This window comes from Pseudoroseomonas sp. WGS1072 (assembly GCF_049340465.1).
Lineage (GTDB): Bacteria > Pseudomonadota > Alphaproteobacteria > Acetobacterales > Acetobacteraceae > Pseudoroseomonas.
The window spans coordinates 3737782-3754960 of the sequence record NZ_JBMPSU010000001.1; the positions used below are offsets into that span (position 1 = coordinate 3737782).

The following is a 17179-nucleotide window of genomic DNA, read 5'->3' on the forward strand; positions in this document are numbered from 1 at the left end:
GTCATGTGCGCAAGGGGACGTGAAAGGCGGCCCCGCCCGCACCAGGGCCGGCTCCCGGTCCCGGCTTGCCCTTGGCCCCCCGGGGTCCTTGGTGCTTCATTGCGCCGATGCCGCCGCGTGACGCTGGGCGGCGCGGAAGCGGAGACGGCGCATGGCCCTTCATGATCCCACCCGGTACGATCCGGCCCAGCAGGACCACGCCGGCCCCGCCTCCCCTGGTCCGTCCTCCCCTGGCCCCTTCTCCCCCGGCGGCGGCTTCCCCGCGCTGCGTCCCCGCCGCAACCGGCACGACGCCTGGACCCGCCGGCTGGTGGCCGAGAACCTGCTCTCGGTGGACAACCTGATCTGGCCGATCTTCGTCATGGAGGGCGAGGGCGGCGTCTCGGAGGTCGCCTCCATGCCCGGCGTCCGGCGGGTGACGCTGGACCGCCTGGCCGATCACGTCGGGCCCGCCGCCGAGCTCGGCATCCCGGCCGTCGCCCTCTTCCCGATGACGCCGCCGGAGCGGAAGGACGCGGAAGGCACGGAGTCGGGCAATCCGGAGAACCTGATGTGCCGCGCCGCCCGGCGGCTGAAGCGGGATTTCCCGGATCTCGGCCTGATCGGCGACGTGGCGCTCGACCCCTATACCGACCATGGCCATGATGGCGTGATCCGCGAGGGCTACGTGGACAATGACGCCTCGCTCGGGATCCTGGCGCGGCAGGCGCTGGTCCAGGCCGAGGCCGGGATCGACGTCATCGCCCCCTCGGACATGATGGATGGCCGGGTGGCGGCGATCCGCGCCCGGCTCGACCAGGCCGGCCTGATCCACACCCGCATCATGTCCTACGCCGCCAAGTATGCCTCCGCCTTCTACGGCCCCTTCCGCGACGCGGTGGGCTCCGGCGGGGCGCTGAAGGGCGACAAGAAGACCTACCAGATGGACCCGGCCAACTCGGACGAGGCGCTGCGCGAGGTCGCGCTCGACCTGGCCGAGGGCGCCGACATGGTCATGGTGAAGCCCGGCATGCCCTATCTGGACATCGTCCGGCGGGTGAAGGAGCGCTTCGCGGTGCCCACCTTCGCCTATCAGGTCAGCGGCGAGTACGCGATGATCATGGCGGCCGTCCGCAACGGCTGGCTGGACCATGACAAGGCCATGATGGAGAGCCTGCTGGCCTTCCGCCGCGCCGGCGCCAATGGCGTGCTGAGTTACTTCGCCGTCGAGGCGGCGCGGCGGCTGCGGGCCGGCTGAGGGGACCCGCCGGCCCCCTCCCCGCCTTCAGGAACGCCCGCCTCAGGAACGCTCGCCTCAGGAACGCTTGCCTCAGGACCGGCGGCGCACCGGCACCACCACCGCCGGCGCCGGCAGGGCGAAGGCGGAGCGCAGCTCACCCGCCATGAAGCGCTGCGCATCCCCGGCCTTGGCCAGCACCCGCGGGTCGGCACCGAAGAACTCGTGCGTCACGCCCGCATAGTCCCGCGCCACCACCTGCACGCTGTTCGCGGTGAGGCGCTCGCCCAGGATCTGCCCGTCGCTGCGCAGCGGGTCGATCTCGGCGGTGATGATCACGGCCTTGGGCAGGCCGCGCAGCTCGGCCCGGCCATAGACGTTCAGGCGCGTGTCCTGCAGCTCGGACGGGCTGCTGGTGTACTGCTGGATGAACCACTGCATCATCGCCGCGTTCAGCGGCTTTGCGTTCGCCATCTCGCGATAGGAGGGCGTGGTCAGGTCGGTGCCGGCGACCGGGTAGATCAGGCCCATGGCCACCGGCAACGGCATGCGGGCCTCGCGCGCCGCCATGGTGGTGGTGATCGCCAGGTTGCCGCCGGCGCTCTCGCCCACCACCGCGACGCGGGAGAGATCGGCGCCCAGCTCCCCGGCATGCGACAGCGCCCAGGCATAGGCCGCATAGGCGTCGTCATGCGCGGCGGGGAACCGGTGCTCCGGCCCCTGCCGGTAATGCACGGCCAGGACCAGCGCCTGGGCCTCCGCCGCCAGGGCGCGCGCCGAGGCGTCGTAGGTGTCGAGATCGGCGATGACGAAGCCGCCGCCGTGGTAGTAGACGATCAGCGGCAGCGGGCCACGGGCCGGCTGGCCCGCGCGCGCCGCCTCCAGGGGGACGTAGAGACGGGCCGGCAGGGGACCGCCGGGGCCGGGGATCTGCAGCTCGCGCACCTCCGGCAGCGGCCGCGGCATGGCGGTCTGGCCGATGGCGCGAAGCCGGTGCTTCACCGCATCCGCCATGCCCGGCTGCAACCGCGCCTCCTGCGCGTTCAGGGTCTCGATCGGCTTCGGCCGCAGTGCCTGCAGGCTCTCGAGCAGCGCCCTCATCTCCGGGTCGGCCAGGCCGGTCGGGTCGGCGGGCGGCAGCGGTTCGGACGGGGTGGCGCAGGCGGCCAGCAGGCCGGCGAGGCCGAGGGGCAGCGCCAGGCTGGCTCGGCGGGACAGAAGGGGCATCAGGCATCTCCTCGTGCCGACGCCTCCGGGCCTCGGCTCAGAAGCTGGAACGTGGGTATCGCGGCCCGGTTGCCTCGCCGGGCGGGCTTGCCCTCCTTGTCCCGCCGCCCCATGGTCTCGGCCTCCGCCGGCCCGGGAGCCGGCCATCGCGGGAGACAACGCCATGCTCGACAAGCCCAGCACCGCCCCCGAGGCGCCGCAGCTCGATCCCTTCGCCCTGGCCAAGGCGCTGTCCGGCCACCACTTCATCGGCGGCCGCTATACACCCGCGCGCTCCGGCCGGACCTTCGCCGTGGTCAATCCGGCGACGGGCGAGGAAGTGGCGCGCGCGGCCGATGGCGATGCGGCCGATGTCGAGGCCGCCGTGACCGACGCGGCGCGCGCGCAGAAGGAGTGGGCGAAGGTTCCCGCCCGCAAGCGCGGCGCGCTGGTGCACAAGGCGGCGGCGCTGATCCGCGAGCATGTCGAGGAGCTGGCGCGGCTGGTGGCGCTCGAGACCGGCAAGGCGCTGCGCACCGAGAGCCGGGTCGAGGCCAACAACGTCGCCGATATCTTCGAGTTCTTCGGCGGCCTCGGCGGCGAGCTGAAGGGCGAGACCGTGCCCTTCGCGCCGGATGTGCTGAACATCACCGTGCGCGAGCCGCTCGGCGTGGTCGGCGCCATCATCCCCTGGAACATCCCGATGATGCTGATGGCGCTGAAGGCGGCCCCCGCCCTCGTCGCCGGCAACACCATCGTCGTGAAGTCGGCCGAGGAGGCGCCGCTGGCGGTGCTGCGCATCGTCGAGCTGATGAACCGCGTGCTGCCGGCGGGCGTGTTCAACATCCTGAGCGGCCAGGGGCCGGAATGCGGCGCCCCGCTGGTCGAGCATAAGCTCGTGAAGAAGGTGACCTTCACCGGTTCGGTCGAGACCGGCAAGATCATCTATCGCGCGGCGGCCGAGAAGCTGATCCCGGTGACGCTGGAGCTCGGCGGCAAGTCGCCGATGATCGTCTTCGCCGACTGCGACTTCGAGAAGACCGTGCAGGGCGCGCTGACCTCGATGCGCTTCACCCGCCAGGGCCAGAGCTGCACGGCGGCCAGCCGCATCTTCGTCGAGCGGCCGATCTACGAGAGGTTCGTCGCCGAGATGGCCAAGCGCGTGGACGCCATGGTGATGGGCGACCCGCTGGACGAGAAGACCGATATCGGCACCATCATCTCCCCCGGCCAGTTCGAGAAGGTCCGCGGCTTCATCGAGGAGGGGAAGGCCACGGCCGGCGCCACCGGCCGCGCCTGCTCCGCCATGCCCTCCGACCCGGCGCTGCGCAAGGGCCTGTTCATCCAGCCGCACATCTTCACCGGCCTCGACACGGAAAGCCGGCTGGTGCGCGAGGAGATCTTCGGCCCCGTCACCGTGGTGTTCCCCTTCGACGAGGCGGAGGCCGTGCTCGCCGCGGCGAACGACACCGAGTTCGGCCTGGCCGCCAGCGTCTGGACCAACAACCTCAGGATCGCGCTGGATTTCGCCCACCGCATCGAGAGCGGCCTGGTGCAGGTGAACCAGAACCTCGTGGTGCAGCCCAACCTGTCCTATGGCGGCGTCAAGGCCTCGGGGCTGGGCAAGGAGGCGAGCCTGGAATCCATGCTCGAGCACTTCACCCACAAGAAGACCATCATGGTGAACATGGCCTGAGGACCATGAACTGAGCCGGGAGGGACCGGGGCGCGGCCCTCACATCTCGAAGGCCGCCCGCAGGCCGATGGCCTGGAAGTCGCGGTCCGGCCCGTCCAGCCCGATCCGGCCGTTCTGGTACTGTGCCGAGAGGCGCAGCCAGGCGGCCGGGAACCAGTTCAGCCCGACCGACCAGATCCGCTGCCGGCCGCCGCGCGTCTCGCCGTCCCGCAGGTCGGCCTCGCTGTAGCGGCCGGCCAGTTCCAGCGCGCCGAACCCTCCGGCGGCGGGGTTGAAGTCCGGCACCGTCCCGAGGCCCCAGCTTCCGCTGTCCGCCTCCCGCTCGCGCGGCGGCCCCAGCAGCGGCAGGGCCGCCTGCACATACCAGCCGGAGAAGTCGCGCCGACCGCCGGACAGGGCATCGACCGTGACGCGCTGGTACAGCGCCTCGACATAGAGCGGCCCCGCCCGGCCGGCGGCCTCCGGCCCCCAGGCGGAGGCGGAGTCGGCGGGGATGGTGCCGGTGTCGAGAAAGACACGGCTGTCCACGCGCAGCTCCGGGTAGTCGTCGAGGCCGATGCTGTTGCGCCCGGGCGAGGTGCCCGGCTCGAACTGGTGCGCGCCGTTCATGCCCAGCTGCAGCGCCCCCACAGGGGCATCGAAGGCCAGCCACGCCGCCCGTCCCACCAGCCCGCGCTGGCGCCCGTCGTTGCGGGTCGAGAGCACGCCGCCCGTGCCATAGGCCGAGGCCACCCAGCGCTCGCCATGCGCCTCCAGCCCGAGGGCGGTGCGGGTGTCGCCGGAGGCCACGGAAGCGGCGATGTTGCTGATCGCCGCCCGTTCCAGGAACAGGGTCTCGAAGGAGCTGCCGGCATATTCCGGCAGGTGCCGGAGCTGGAAGGCGCCGGCCCGGACCGTCATCCTGTCCAGCGCCTTCCAGGCGAGCTGTGCCTCATAGACCTGGCTGTAGTCGTTCGGGCTGGAGCCGCCGAAATCCCAGGTGAAGCGGTACTCGACCGCCTGGCCCAGCGCGCCGCGCAGGCCGAGCCGGGCGCGGCGCAGGTTGACGCCGCTGCGGAAGCCCTCCGGCTCGTCCTGGCCGAAAAAGGAGCCCGCATCGGCATCGAGCCGCAGGCTCGGCCGCATCGTGAAGCCTCCCCCGAAGGCGGACAGGCGCGGCAGGCCGTCCTGCCAGCCCAGCCCGTCCTCCGCCATCGCCGGCGATGCCGCCAGCAAGGCCAGCCCGGCCGCCATGCCCTTCATCCCACCCCGGATCATCCGCGCCCCCTGCTCCGCCGCATCCGGCGCAGAAGCTCGCCAGGTGGCGGAAAGGTTGCGTGACATCCATCTGACGGCCCTGGCCCACCGGCGCCGCTGTTCAAGCCGGGCGCCGGCATGTCAGGTTGCGCGCCGATGCGCCCGACCCTCTCCTCGATCCTCCACGACCGCCGCTTCCTGATCATGCTGGCGCTCGGCTTCTCCTCCGGCGCCCCGCTGCCGCTCACCCTGGCCATCCTGCGCCGCTGGATGACGGAATCCGGCGTCTCGCTGACCGAGATCGGCCTGACGGCGCTGATCGGCCTGCCCTACTCGCTGAAGTTCCTCTGGTCGCCGCTGCTGGACCACGCGGCGCCGCCGCTGTTCCGCGGCTGGGGATTGCGGCGCGGCTGGCTGGCCACGATCCAGCCGCTGCTGGCCGCCGCCATCCTGCTGATGGGGCTGACCGACCCCGCGGTGGCGCCCACCGCCACCGTGCTGGCGGCCATCGCCGTGGCCTTCCTCTCGGCCAGCCAGGACATCGTGGTCGATGCCTATCGCATCGAGGTGCTCGACGAGCGCAGCCAGGGCCTCGGCCTCGCCTTCTATGTCTGGGGCTATCGCCTGGCCATGCTGGCGACCGGCGCGGGGGTGCTGACCCTCTCCGAGCACTGGGGCTGGAGCGGCGGCTTCGCCTATGCGGCGGCGCTGATCGGCGTCGGCTTCCTGGCCACCTGGCTGGGGCCGCGGGCGGAGGAGCGGATCCGCTCCGCCAGCGCCAGCCTGCGGGCGCGCCTGCGCTCGGCCGTGATCGATCCCTTCGCCGATTTCACGCGGCGGCGGTACTGGCTGCCGATCCTGCTCTTCGTCGCGCTGTTCAAGCTGGGCGAGGCCCTGGCCGGCGTCATGGTGCCGTCCTTCCAGGCGGAGCTCGGCTTCACCCGGAGCGAGGTGGCGCAGGTCGGCAGCGTCTTCGGGCTGGTCGCCACCCTGGCCGGCGCGCTGGCCGGCGGCTGGATCGTGGCGCGGATCGGCACCGCCCGCGCCCTGGTGCTGACCGGGCTGGCGCAGATGCTCTCCAACCTCATGTATGTGGCGCTCGCCTATGCCGGACACGACATGCCGATGTTCTATCTGCAGACCGGCGTCGAGAACTTCACCGACGGCATGGCCGACAGCGCCTTCCTGGCCTATCTGGCGACGCTGACCAACCGCGCCTTCACCGCCACGCAGTATGCCCTGCTCTCCTCGCTCGCGGCGGTGGCGAGCAAGACGGTCGGCGTGTTCAGCGGCTACCTGGCCGAGCGGCTGGGCTGGCCCGGCTTCTTCCTGCTGACCACGGCGGCGGCCCTGCCGGCCATGGGCATCATGCTCTTCCTGCTGCGGCGGCTGCCACCGCGCCCCTCCGGCGCGGCGGAGGTGGAGGTGGCGGAGCGGCACCCCGCCTGATCTCCCCCTGCAGGCCACCCGGAAGAAGGCTCAGCGGAGCTGGCTGTCCTTGCTGCCGCGACGGTTGATGCCGAAGCTCTGCGGCCGCCGGTCCAGCGCCGACTGGCAGGCGATGCAGGTGCGCGCGCCGGGCAGCGCGCGGCGCCGCGCCTCCGGGATCTCCTCGCCGCATTCCAGGCAGTGCTCGAGGGCCGGGCCGGCCGGAATGCGCGCCCGGGCCCGCAGCACGCCCTCCGTGACGGTGTCCTCGATCTGGTCCTGGACGCCGCCATCCGGAGCCCATCCGTTCGCCATCCGCTTGCCTCCGGTAGACCTCGGGAAGGCCGTGCAGATGGGGAAGCGCGCGGGCCTTTCAAGGAAGGCGCGCCAGTCCAGGCACGTCGGTCCAGGAAGGCGTGCCGGGTGGCGGGGCCTAGCCCTTCTCGCGCATCAGCCGCGCCTTGTCGCGCTGCCAGTCCCGCGCGGCGATGCTCTGCCGCTTGTCGGCCTTGTTCTTGCCCTCGCCGAGGCCGATCACGACCTTGGCGATGCCGCGTTCGTTGAACAGGATCTCGAGTGGCACCAGGGTGACGCCCTCGCGCGTCACCGCCCCGGTCAGCTGCCGCACCTGCTTCTTCTTCAGCAGCAGCTTGCGCGGCCGGCGCGGCTCGAACTTGGCGACGTAGCTGCCGGCCTGCCATTCCGGGATGTAGCTGTTGAACAGCCAGATCTCGCCGTCCCGCTCGCCGGCCCAGGCATCGGCCAGGGCGGCGCGGCCGGCGCGCAGCGACTTCACCTCCGGCCCCACCAGGACCAGGCCGGCCTCGAAGGTCTCGCCGATCTTGTAGTCGAAGCGCGCCTTGCGGTTCTGCGCGGCGGTGCCGTGCGAGATCAGCGCTTTCTTGCGGGGCTCGGCCATGGTCGTCTCATTTCTCGGCCCGCAGCGGCCTGGCGCTGCCGGCGGTCCCGCGGGACCGGGGAAACACCCCTCCCCCGCGGCGGTTTCAGGAAGCGCCACCCGGGCGGGGGCGCGGCCGGCGGCTCAGTTCAGCAGGCCGGCCTGCACCATGGCCGCCTTCACCCGGGCGCGGGTGCTCTCGGCCACCGGCGCCATCGGCAGGCGGCAATGCGCGCTGGACTTGGCGAGCAGGCTGGCGGCGTACTTCACCGGACCCGGCGAGGTCTCGCAGAACATGGCATCGTGCAGCGGCGTCAGACGGTCCTGGATCGCCATCGCCTCCTCGATGCGCCCGGCCTCCCAGGCCGCGTGCATCTCGGCGCAGAGGCGCGGCGCGACATTGCCGCTGACGCTGATGCAGCCCACCCCGCCGGCGGCGCGGAAGGCGAGCGCCGTGTGGTCCTCGCCGGAGAGCTGGCAGAATTCCGTGCCGCAGCTGAGCCGCGTGTGCAGCGGCCGGGTCAGGTTGGCGGTGGCATCCTTCACGCCGACGATGTTCGGGTGCTTCGCCAGCCGCGCCATGGTCTCGACCGACATGTCGATCACGCTGCGGGGGGGGATGTTGTAGATGATGATCGGCAGATCCACCGCATCGGCGATGGCGGTGAAGTGGAGGTAGAGGCCCTCCTGCGTCGGCTTGTTGTAGTAGGGCGTCACCACCAGGGCGGCGTCGGCGCCGGCCTCCTTGGCATGGCGCGTCAGCTCGATCGCCTCGGCCGTGCTGTTGGAGCCGGTGCCGGCGATCACCGGCACGCGCCCCGCCGCCGCCTCGACGCAGAGCTCGACGACGCGGCGATGCTCGTCATGCGACAGGGTCGGGCTCTCGCCCGTGGTGCCGACCGGAACCAGCCCCTGGGTGCCCTCGGCGATCTGCCAGGCGACGAAGTCCTGGAACGCTTTCGGGTCCAGCGCGCCGTCCTCGGTCATCGGCGTGATCAACGCAACGAGGGAACCCTTGAACATCGGCCCTGACTTTCCTTCCCGGGGGACGCTTGCCGTGAAGGCCGGAAGCTAGGGCCGCCGACCGCGCGGCACAAGCGGTGCGGCGCCGGAGGGGCGACGCGGGGGCGCAACCCCTGGGAGAGGTTTCGCCGATCGGCTAGGGTCACGGCCATGTGCTCCGCGCCACCCCGCCCGCCCCGCCGCCGCGCCCTCGCGCTGGCGCTGCTGCCCGCCCTGCTGCTGCTGCCGGCGACGCCCGCGGCCGCGCAACCCTGGGCGCCGGAGGCCGCCCGTGCCGCCGGCCGCGCCGCCATGGTTGCCGCGCAGGCCGGCCGCTGGAGCGAGGCCGAGGCGATCGCCCGGGAGGGCGCGGACCCGCTGGCCGCCAAGCTCTTCACCTGGATGCGGCTGCAGGTGCGCGGCCTCGCCACCGCCCCGGAGGTGGCGGCCTTCACCGAGGCCAATCCGCACTGGCCGTCGCTGCAGACCCTGACGCTGCGCGGCGAGGAGGCGCTGCCCGTGCTGGCGGAGGATTTTATCGTGCTGCGGCTCTTCGCCCGCATCCCGCCGCGCGGGCTGGTGGCGGTGCGCCAGCTCGCGGAGGCGCGGCAGCGCCAGGGCCAGGCGGAGGCCGCCCGCCGCACGCTGCGCGAGGGCTGGCGGGACGCCGCGCCGGACGCCGGTGCGGAGGCCGGCTTCCTGGCCGCCTTCGGCACGGTGCTGACGCCGGCCGACCATCTGGCGCGCTATCAGCGCCTGGCCTGGGCGCGACAGGGCGCCGCCGCGGCCCGCCTGCTGCCGCTGCTGCCGCCGGAGACGCGCCTCGCCGCCGAGCTTCGCCTGGCCATGGCGGCGGACCAGGCCGGCGCCGAGGCGGGGACACAGGCGCGGCTGGGCGAGGATCTCGGCCTGGCCCTGGAGCTGGCCCGCTTCCTCCGCCGCCAGGAGCGCGACCAGGAGGCGGCGGCGGTGTGGCGCAAGGCCGAGCCGCTGCAGCGCGACCTGCCGCCCGAGGCGGCGCGCGCCGTCTGGGCCGAGCGGCAGGTGCTGGCGCGCAAGCTGCTGCGGCTCGGCCAGGCCGAGGCCGCCTACCGCGTCGCGGCGCGGCACGGCCAAGGGAATGGCCAGGGGAATGGCCAGGGGAATGGCCAGGGGAGCGGCGCGGATCTGCAGGAGGCCGAGTTCCTGGCCGGCTTCATCGCGCTCCGGGCCCTGAACGACGCCGCCCGCGCCGCGCCGCACTTCGAACGGGTGGGGCGCGACAGCACCAGCATCATCACCCAGGCGCGCGGCGCCTATTGGCGGGGCCGGGCGGCGGCGGCGCGTGGCCGGGCGGCCGAGGCACGCGCCGGCTTCGCCGAGGCCGCCGGCTTCCCCACCGCCTTCTACGGCCAGCTCGGCGCCCTCGCCCTCGGCGAGACCGCGCCCCAGCTCGCCGCCCGCATCCTCGCCACCCGCCCGCCCCAGCCCACCCCCGACGCCGCGGCGGCCTTTCTCGACAAGGAGCTGGCGCAGGCGGTGCTGACGCTGGCCGACCTCGGCGACACCGACCGGGCCCGCCTCTTCCTGCTGCGGCTGGAGGAGACCGCGCCGGACCCGGCCGAACAGGTTCTGGCGGCGCGGCTCGCCAACAGCATCGGCCGGCAGGACCATGCCGTCTGGGTCTCCCGCCGCGCCGGGATCGACGGGGTGATGATGCTGCCCGAGGGCTGGCCCATGCCCTACAGCCCGCCCGAAGCCGCCGGGATCGAGCCCGCCTTCGTGCACGCCGTGGCGCGGCAGGAGAGCAACTTCGACCCGGCCGCCGTCTCCTCGGCCAATGCGCGCGGGCTGATGCAACTGCTGCCCGGCACCGCGACCCTGGTGGCGCGCCAGATGGGCGTTGCGCACCAGACCGGCTGGCTGACCAGCCAGCCCGAGCACAATCTGCGCCTCGGCGCGCGCTACCTGGCGGACCAGCTCGGCCGCTTCGGCAACCTGGCCATGGCCGCCGCCGCCTACAACGCCGGCCCCCGCCGCGTCGAGGAATGGATCGCCACCTATGGCGACCCGCGCCAGCCCGGCACCGACCTGATCGACTGGATGGAGCAGATCCCCTTCTCCGAGACCCGCAACTACGCTCAGCGCGTGGTCGAGAACGCGGTGATCTACCGCGCGCTCGGCGGCCAGGGCGAGCTGGACCATCCGCTGAAGCCCTGGCTGCCCCAGGCGCCGGCCGGCGCGGCGCGCTGAGATGGGCGAGCCTGCTCCGCCCTCACCGGCGCTCCCCCCGGCCGGCCTGCCCCCCGCCCTCGCTCCGGGCCTGTCGGCGGCCCCGCTGCCGCGGCTGGTCGTCAGCCTGGGCGGCATCGGCCATCTGCGCCCGGCGCCCGGCACCTGGGGCTCGGCCGCGGTGCTGCCCGCCGTGCTGCTCGGACCCGAGGCCTGCCTGATCCTGGCCGCGCTGCTGGGCCTGCTCGGCTGGTGGGTGCTGGAACGGCTGCCGGCGGCGCGGCAGGACCCGTCCTGGGTGGTGATCGACGAGGGCGCCGGACAGGCCCTGGCGCTCGCCGCCCTGCCGGCCGGCGCCGGCGCGCCCGGCATCATCCTGGCCTTCCTGCTGTTCCGCCTGTTCGACATCACCAAGCCGGGCCCGGTGGGCTGGGCCGACCGCCGCAAGGGCGCCGCGGGCGTGATGCTGGACGACATCCTGGCCGGCGCCCTGGCCGGCGCCATCATCCTCGCCCTGCGAGCCGGAGGCCTGCTGCCATGACCGAGATGCTGTTGCCCGGCACCCGCGAGCAGGCCGCCACGCTGCTGCGCGAGCTGCAGGCCCGGGGCCTCACCGTGGCCACCGCGGAGAGCTGCACCGGCGGGCTGGTGGGCGCCACGCTGACCGCCATCCCCGGCTCCTCGGCCACGCTGCTGGCCGGCTTCATCACCTATTCCAACACCGCCAAGGCGCGCATCCTGGGCGTGCCGGAGGCGATGCTGGCCGAGCACGGCGCGGTCAGCGCTCCGGTGGCCCAGGCCATGGCCGAGGGCGCGCTGCGCGGCTGCGAGGCGGATCTCGCCGTGGCCATCACCGGCATCGCCGGTCCCGGCGGCGGCAGGCCGGGCAAGCCGGTCGGGCTGGTGCATTTCGCCGCCGCCCGGCGGGGCGCGCCCACCCTGCTGCGGCACGAGGTGTTCCCCGGGGACCGCGACGCGGTGCGCGCCGCCAGCGTCGTCCTGGCGCTGCGGCTGCTGGGCGCGCAGGCCGGCCTCGGCGGCGGGGCATGACGGGCCCGCGGGGACGCGGGATTAGCGCCCGGCCCCGCGGCGCGATATCCATGCCGGGACTGCCAGAGGAGAAGGGGTCAGGATGGACAAGACGCGGGAGCTGACCCTTCGCCTGCACCAGCAGGCCATCATCGCGGAGCTGGGCCTGAGCGCGCTGCGACTGGAGGGGCTGCAACCCCTGCTCGAGATGGCGGCCAGCCTGGCGGGGCGGGGGCTGAGCAGCGATTTCACCAAGGTGCTGCAATACCTGCCCGAGGAGGGGAACTTCCTGCTGCGCGCGGGTCATGGCTGGCGCGAGGGCGAGGTCGGCCGGGCGCGGATCGGCAGCGACCTGGAAAGCCCCGCCGGCTACGCCTACCGCACCGGCAAGCCGGTGATCTCGAACCACCTGGAGAACGAGACCCGCTTCCGCACGCCGCGCCTGCTGGCCGAGCACGGGGTGCGGCGGGCGATCAACGTCATCATCCGGGGCAGCGGCGAGCCGTTCGGCGTGCTGGAGGTCGATGGCCGCGACCGGGAGGATTTCACCACCGACGACGTCCACTTCCTCCAGGCCCTGGCCAATACCCTGGGCGTCGCGGTGGACCGCGAGCTGTCGGGCCGCGAGATGGAGCGGCTGCACCGCCTGGCCGAGCGGCGCGCCCGCGAGGCGGAGGAGGCCCTGGCGGCGCGCGACGCCCTGCTGGCCGAGAAGGACCTGCTGATGCGGGAGATCGACCACCGGGTGAAGAACAGCCTGACCATGACCCGCTCGATGCTCTCCATCCAGGCTCGCGCCAGCACCGAGGACACCGCCCGCCAGGCGCTCGAGGAGGCGGCGCAGCGTGTCGCCACCATCGCCCGGGCGCATGACCGCCTGCACCGCAGCGCCCGCATCGGCGTGGTCGAGGTCTCGGATTACCTGGGCGAGCTCTGCGGCGAATTGCGCGCGGCCTCGGGCCTGACCGATGGCGGACGAAGCCTGCATTGCGACGTCGCCTCCCGGGACTGGCCGGCGGACGACGCGGTGCCGATCGGGCTGATCGTCACCGAGCTGGTGACCATCGCCGCGCGCGCCGGCGGGGGCGACCTTCAGCTGCGCTTCGGGCCCGGCGCCCAGGGCGCGCTGAGCCTTGAGCTGCGGGACGACGGCCTGCCGCCGGATTTCGATCCCGGCTCCAGCCTGGGCGTGACGATCATCCAGAGCATGAGCCAGAAGCTGAACGGCAGTTTCGTCTGGGGCCCGGCGGCCGGCGATCCCGGTCTGATCTTCGCGCTCACCCTGCCCGGACAGCCCCTGCCCGGCGGATGAGCCCATGCGATATCGCCGGCCATGCCGCGCTTGGCCCTGGCATCCCGCCGGGGATGCGGCTAAGAGCGCTGCGCCATGATGACCGTCCTGCTCGTCCTGCATCTCTTCGTCACCCTCGCGCTGATCGGCGTCGTGCTGCTGCAGCGCAGCGAGGGGGGCGGGCTCGGCATCGGCTCCTCGCAGGGCATGGGTTCCTTCATGAGCGGGCGCGGCACCGCCAACCTGCTGACGCGCAGCACGGCCGTGCTGGCCACGCTGTTCATGGTCCTGGCCATGGCGATGGCGCTTCTCGGGCGCGGCGCGGCGCAGCGCGGCTCGATCCTGGACGTGCCGCCGCCGCCCTCGGTCACCGGCGAGCAGCCCTTGCAGCCGCGGCCGGCCGCCCCGGTGCCCGGCCAGGGGACATCTGGCCCAGGGACGTCCAGCCCAGGGACATCCGGCCCAGGGACGTCCAGCCAGGGAGCGCCGGCCGGCCTGCCCGCCGCGCCCGCCCAGCCGGCGCCGCCGCCCCCCGCCGGCGTGCCGACCAACTGAGCCGCCGGCCTCCGGGCCGTGCCTCCGCCGAGACGGGCGCCCGGGAAGACCCCGCGGCGCCCACGCCGTTTTTATGAGGGCCGGCATCCGCCGCGCCCGCGACCCCGGCGCGGGCCACAGCGACCCACGCTTCCAGCAGACAGCAGCTTTGCCCCGCCGCCGCTTCCCGCCGGCGGCGCGGCGCGTTAGAAAGGTGGCCCATGACGCGGTTCGTTTTCATCACCGGCGGCGTGGTTTCCTCCCTCGGCAAGGGCATCGCGGCGGCCAGCCTCGGCGCGCTCCTGCAGGCGCGGGGCTACAAGGTCCGCATCCGTAAGCTCGACCCCTACCTGAACGTCGATCCGGGCACGATGAGCCCGTATCAGCATGGCGAGGTCTTCGTCACCGACGACGGCGCCGAGGCCGATCTCGACCTCGGCCATTACGAGCGCTTCACCGGCGTGCATGCCACGCGCGGTGACAGCCACACCTCGGGCCGGATCTATGCCGAGGTGATCGCCAAGGAGCGGCGGGGCGATTATCTCGGCGGCACCGTCCAGGTCATCCCGCACATCACCGACGCCATCAAGGAAGCCGCCACCGCCGACACGGACGGGCTAGACTTCGTGCTGGTCGAGGTCGGCGGCACGGTGGGTGACATCGAGTCGCTGCCCTTCCTCGAGGCGCTGCGCCAGCTCAACAACGAGCTGGGCCCGCAGAACAGCCTCTTCATGCACCTGACCCTGGTGCCCTACATCCCCTCCGCCGGCGAGCTGAAGACCAAGCCGACGCAGCACAGCGTCAAGGAACTGCTGGGCCTCGGCATCCAGCCGCAGATCCTGCTCTGCCGCTGCGACCGGCCGATTCCCGAGAACGAGCGGCGCAAGATCGCGCTGTTCTGCAATGTCCGCCCCGAGAGCGTCATCCCGGCGCTGGATGCCTCGAGCATCTATGCCGTGCCGCTGCAGTATCACCAGGAAGGCCTGGACCGCGAGGTGCTGCGGCATTTCGGCCTGTCGATCTATGGCGAGCCCGACCTCTCCAACTGGAAGCGCATCGTGCACCGGCTGGAGCATCCCGAGGGCGAGGTGCGGATCGCCGTCGTCGGCAAGTACATCACGCTGCTCGACGCCTACAAGTCGCTGGCCGAGGCGCTGACCCATGGCGGCATCCAGCACGGCGTGCAGGTGAAGCTGGACTGGGTGGACAGCCAGATCTTCGAGACGCCGAACGCGCTGGAGCGGCTGGAGGGGGTGCACGGCATCCTGGTGCCCGGCGGCTTCGGCGAGCGCGGCGCCGAGGGCAAGATCGAGGCGGTGCGCTTCGCCCGTGAGCGCAAGGTTCCCTTCCTCGGCATCTGCTTCGGCATGCAGATGGCGGTAATCGAGGCGGCGCGGAACCTGGTCGGGCTGGAGCGCGCCTCCTCCACCGAGTTCGGCCCCACCGAGGAGCCGGTGGTCGGGCTGCTGACCGAGTGGCTGCGCGGCAACGAGCGCGAGAAGCGCTCGGCCGAGGGCGATCTCGGCGGCACCATGCGCCTCGGCGCCTATCCGGCCCAGCTGGTCGAGGGCTCCCTGGTGCGGCAGGTCTATGGCCAGGCCGAGATCAGCGAGCGCCACCGCCACCGCTACGAGGTGAACATCGGCTACCGCGAGCGGCTGGAGGCGGCGGGACTGCGCTTCTCCGGCCTGTCGCCGGACGGGCTGCTGCCGGAGATCGTCGAGTATCCCGACCATCCCTGGTTCATCGGCGTGCAGTACCACCCCGAGCTGAAGTCGAAGCCCTTCCAGCCGCATCCGCTCTTCGCGGGCTTCGTCGGCGCGGCGGTGAAGCAGGCCCGGCTGGTCTGAGCCCCGCCCCCCGCCGCGTGACGATATCCTGACGTTTTCGCGCGCGGCCCGGGGGGAGAAGCCGGGGCCTTGCCCTGGCGCCGCCGGCGTCCTATCCGCGCAGGGCCGCCCGCGCCGGCGACCCACAGACCGTGGGCCGCCCGCGGCGCATCCAGGCCGTAACGACGAGGGATTTCCGGAATGACCGCCATCGCCGACATCATCGCCCGCGAGGTCCTCGATTCGCGGGGCAACCCGACCGTCGAGGTGGATGTGGTCCTGGAGAGCGGCGCCATGGGCCGCGCCATCGTCCCCTCCGGCGCCTCCACCGGCGCGCATGAGGCGGTGGAGCTGCGCGACGGCGACAAGTCGCGCTTCCATGGCAAGGGCGTGCAGAAGGCGGTGGCCAATGTCGAGGGCGAGATCTTCGACGCGCTCAGCGGCATGGACGCCACCGAGCAGGTCAAGATCGACGAGACGATGATCGCGCTCGACGGCACGCCGAACAAGTCGCGCCTCGGCGCCAACGCCATCCTCGCCGTCAGCCTGGCCACCGCCAAGGCCTCGGCCGAGCATTTCGGCGTGCCGCTCTACCGCTATGTCGGCGGCGTCTTCGCCCGCACCCTGCCGGTGCCGATGATGAACATCATCAATGGCGGCCAGCACGCGGACAACCCGATCGACATCCAGGAATTCATGATCATGCCGGTCGCCGCCGGCACCGAGGCGGATGCGGTCCGCATCGGCTCCGAGGTCTTCGCCAGCCTCAAGAAGGCGCTGCACGATGCCGGGCACAACACCAATGTCGGCGACGAGGGCGGCTTCGCCCCCGACCTGAAGTCGGCCGAGGAGGCGCTGGCCTTCATCAGCAAGGCCTGCGAGGCCGCCGGTCACCGCGTCGGCGAGGACATCATGTTCGCCCTCGACTGCGCCTCCACCGAGTTCTTCAAGAGCGGCGTCTACGACATGGAGGGCGAGGGCAAGAAGCTCGACGCCGCCGGCATGGTGGACTACCTGGCCGGGCTCTGCGCCAAGTTCCCGATCATCTCGATCGAGGATGGCTGCGCCGAGGACGACTGGGACGGCTGGAAGCTGCTGACCGAGAAGCTGGGCGACAAGGTGCAGCTGGTGGGCGACGACCTCTTCGTCACCAATCCCGAGCGCCTGCGCCAGGGCATCGAGAAGAAGACCGCCAACTCCATCCTGGTGAAGGTGAACCAGATCGGCTCCCTGACGGAGACGCTGGAGGCGGTCGAGATGGCGCATCGCGCCGGCTACACCGCCGTCATGTCGCACCGTTCGGGCGAGACCGAGGACAGCACCATCGCCGACCTCGCCGTCGCCACCAATTGCGGGCAGATCAAGACCGGCTCCCTCTCCCGCTCCGACCGCCTGGCCAAGTACAACCAGCTGATCCGCATCGAGCAGGGTCTGGGCCCGGCCGGCCGCTATGCCGGCCGCACCATCCTGCGGCGCTGAGGGCCGGGGCCGGAAGCGGCCGGGGGGTGTCGTGCCCCGGCCGCTTGTGGTCCGAATGTCACGCTATGGGCCGAATGTCACGGCCTCGGCTAAACCCCTCTTGCGAAACGGCTTTGTGCTGCGG

The 17179-nt window shown here is 72.5% G+C and carries 15 protein-coding genes; 10 read left to right on the plus strand and 5 right to left on the minus strand.

Annotated elements, in window-relative coordinates:
* The first annotated feature begins 151 nt into the window (after positions 1-151).
* Positions 152-1237 carry a porphobilinogen synthase gene (gene hemB / locus ACF3NH_RS17560; RefSeq protein ID WP_422924511.1) on the plus strand — a complete coding sequence of 362 codons (1086 nt, stop codon included), beginning with the start codon at positions 152-154 and terminating at the stop codon, positions 1235-1237.
* Positions 1238-1309: 72 nt separating this feature from the next.
* Here hemB and ACF3NH_RS17565 read toward each other — a convergent pair whose 3' ends face one another.
* A complete protein-coding gene (locus ACF3NH_RS17565; RefSeq protein WP_422924513.1) occupies positions 1310-2443 on the minus strand; it encodes an alpha/beta hydrolase in 1134 nt (377 codons plus the stop codon).
* Between the two features lie 163 nt (positions 2444-2606).
* On the opposite strand from ACF3NH_RS17565, the gene ACF3NH_RS17570 reads away from it, so the two are divergent.
* Positions 2607-4118, plus strand: a complete 1512-nt coding sequence (locus tag ACF3NH_RS17570) for an aldehyde dehydrogenase family protein (protein ID WP_422924515.1) — start codon at positions 2607-2609, stop codon at positions 4116-4118.
* 39 nt (positions 4119-4157) lie between these two features.
* Here the strand turns inward: ACF3NH_RS17570 and ACF3NH_RS17575 are convergent, their stop codons facing one another.
* Positions 4158-5375, minus strand: a complete 1218-nt coding sequence (locus tag ACF3NH_RS17575; protein WP_422924517.1) for an OprO/OprP family phosphate-selective porin — start codon at positions 5373-5375, stop codon at positions 4158-4160.
* Between the two features lie 135 nt (positions 5376-5510).
* On the opposite strand from ACF3NH_RS17575, the gene ACF3NH_RS17580 reads away from it, so the two are divergent.
* Positions 5511-6803 (plus strand): AmpG family muropeptide MFS transporter, encoded by a 1293-nt coding sequence (locus tag ACF3NH_RS17580; protein WP_422924519.1) that lies wholly within the window; start codon positions 5511-5513, stop codon positions 6801-6803.
* A 30-nt stretch (positions 6804-6833) separates the two neighbouring features.
* Here the strand turns inward: ACF3NH_RS17580 and ACF3NH_RS17585 are convergent, their stop codons facing one another.
* The 3 genes from ACF3NH_RS17585 to dapA form a co-directional block, all read right to left on the minus strand.
* Positions 6834-7097, minus strand: a complete 264-nt coding sequence (locus ACF3NH_RS17585; protein ID WP_198364646.1) for a DksA/TraR family C4-type zinc finger protein — start codon at positions 7095-7097, stop codon at positions 6834-6836.
* A 118-nt stretch (positions 7098-7215) separates the two neighbouring features.
* On the minus strand, positions 7216-7701 hold the full coding sequence (smpB, locus tag ACF3NH_RS17590; RefSeq protein ID WP_198364645.1) for an SsrA-binding protein SmpB: 486 nt from the start codon (positions 7699-7701) through the stop codon (positions 7216-7218).
* Between the two features lie 123 nt (positions 7702-7824).
* On the minus strand, positions 7825-8703 hold the full coding sequence (dapA, locus tag ACF3NH_RS17595; protein ID WP_198364644.1) for a 4-hydroxy-tetrahydrodipicolinate synthase: 879 nt from the start codon (positions 8701-8703) through the stop codon (positions 7825-7827).
* A gap of 150 nt (positions 8704-8853) precedes the next feature.
* Here dapA and ACF3NH_RS17600 point away from each other — a divergent pair, with 150 nt between their 5' ends.
* The 7 genes from ACF3NH_RS17600 (at position 8854) to eno (ending at position 17055) form a co-directional block, all read left to right on the plus strand.
* Entirely contained in the window at positions 8854-10914 is a 2061-nt protein-coding gene (locus tag ACF3NH_RS17600) for a lytic transglycosylase domain-containing protein (protein WP_422924523.1), read from the plus strand.
* A 1-nt stretch (position 10915) separates the two neighbouring features.
* Positions 10916-11434 carry a phosphatidylglycerophosphatase A family protein gene (locus ACF3NH_RS17605; RefSeq protein ID WP_422924525.1) on the plus strand — a complete coding sequence of 173 codons (519 nt, stop codon included), beginning with the start codon at positions 10916-10918 and terminating at the stop codon, positions 11432-11434.
* A 5-nt stretch (positions 11435-11439) separates the two neighbouring features.
* Positions 11440-11943, plus strand: a complete 504-nt coding sequence (locus ACF3NH_RS17610; protein WP_422924838.1) for a CinA family protein — start codon at positions 11440-11442, stop codon at positions 11941-11943.
* 82 nt (positions 11944-12025) lie between these two features.
* Positions 12026-13234, plus strand: coding sequence for a sensor histidine kinase (locus tag ACF3NH_RS17615; RefSeq protein WP_422924527.1), 1209 nt, complete (start codon positions 12026-12028; stop codon positions 13232-13234).
* Positions 13235-13309: 75 nt separating this feature from the next.
* Positions 13310-13768, plus strand: coding sequence for a preprotein translocase subunit SecG (secG, locus tag ACF3NH_RS17620; RefSeq protein WP_422924529.1), 459 nt, complete (start codon positions 13310-13312; stop codon positions 13766-13768).
* Between the two features lie 200 nt (positions 13769-13968).
* Positions 13969-15597, plus strand: coding sequence for a CTP synthase (locus ACF3NH_RS17625; RefSeq protein WP_422924531.1), 1629 nt, complete (start codon positions 13969-13971; stop codon positions 15595-15597).
* 180 nt (positions 15598-15777) lie between these two features.
* Complete coding sequence (gene eno, locus ACF3NH_RS17630; protein ID WP_422924533.1) at positions 15778-17055, plus strand: phosphopyruvate hydratase; 1278 nt, start codon at positions 15778-15780, stop codon at positions 17053-17055.
* Positions 17056-17179 lie beyond the last annotated feature (124 nt).

Bases quoted from the DNA above. Each gene is read 5' to 3' on its own strand.
- ACF3NH_RS17600 (WP_422924523.1), top strand. From the start codon at position 8,854: ATGTGCTCCGCGCCACCCCGCCCGCCCCGCCGCCGCGCCCTCGCGCTG.
- ACF3NH_RS17570 (WP_422924515.1), top strand. From the start codon at position 2,607: ATGCTCGACAAGCCCAGCACCGCCCCCGAGGCGCCGCAGCTCGATCCC.
- ACF3NH_RS17575 (WP_422924517.1), bottom strand. From the start codon at position 5,375: ATGATCCGGGGTGGGATGAAGGGCATGGCGGCCGGGCTGGCCTTGCTG.
- ACF3NH_RS17605 (WP_422924525.1), top strand. From the start codon at position 10,916: ATGGGCGAGCCTGCTCCGCCCTCACCGGCGCTCCCCCCGGCCGGCCTG.
- secG (WP_422924529.1), top strand. From the start codon at position 13,310: ATGATGACCGTCCTGCTCGTCCTGCATCTCTTCGTCACCCTCGCGCTG.
- ACF3NH_RS17610 (WP_422924838.1), top strand. From the start codon at position 11,440: ATGCTGTTGCCCGGCACCCGCGAGCAGGCCGCCACGCTGCTGCGCGAG.
- smpB (WP_198364645.1), bottom strand. From the start codon at position 7,701: ATGGCCGAGCCCCGCAAGAAAGCGCTGATCTCGCACGGCACCGCCGCG.
- ACF3NH_RS17615 (WP_422924527.1), top strand. From the start codon at position 12,026: ATGGACAAGACGCGGGAGCTGACCCTTCGCCTGCACCAGCAGGCCATC.
- ACF3NH_RS17625 (WP_422924531.1), top strand. From the start codon at position 13,969: ATGACGCGGTTCGTTTTCATCACCGGCGGCGTGGTTTCCTCCCTCGGC.
- dapA (WP_198364644.1), bottom strand. From the start codon at position 8,703: ATGTTCAAGGGTTCCCTCGTTGCGTTGATCACGCCGATGACCGAGGAC.
- eno (WP_422924533.1), top strand. From the start codon at position 15,778: ATGACCGCCATCGCCGACATCATCGCCCGCGAGGTCCTCGATTCGCGG.
- hemB (WP_422924511.1), top strand. From the start codon at position 152: ATGGCCCTTCATGATCCCACCCGGTACGATCCGGCCCAGCAGGACCAC.
- ACF3NH_RS17580 (WP_422924519.1), top strand. From the start codon at position 5,511: ATGCGCCCGACCCTCTCCTCGATCCTCCACGACCGCCGCTTCCTGATC.
- ACF3NH_RS17585 (WP_198364646.1), bottom strand. From the start codon at position 7,097: ATGGCGAACGGATGGGCTCCGGATGGCGGCGTCCAGGACCAGATCGAG.
- ACF3NH_RS17565 (WP_422924513.1), bottom strand. From the start codon at position 2,443: ATGCCCCTTCTGTCCCGCCGAGCCAGCCTGGCGCTGCCCCTCGGCCTC.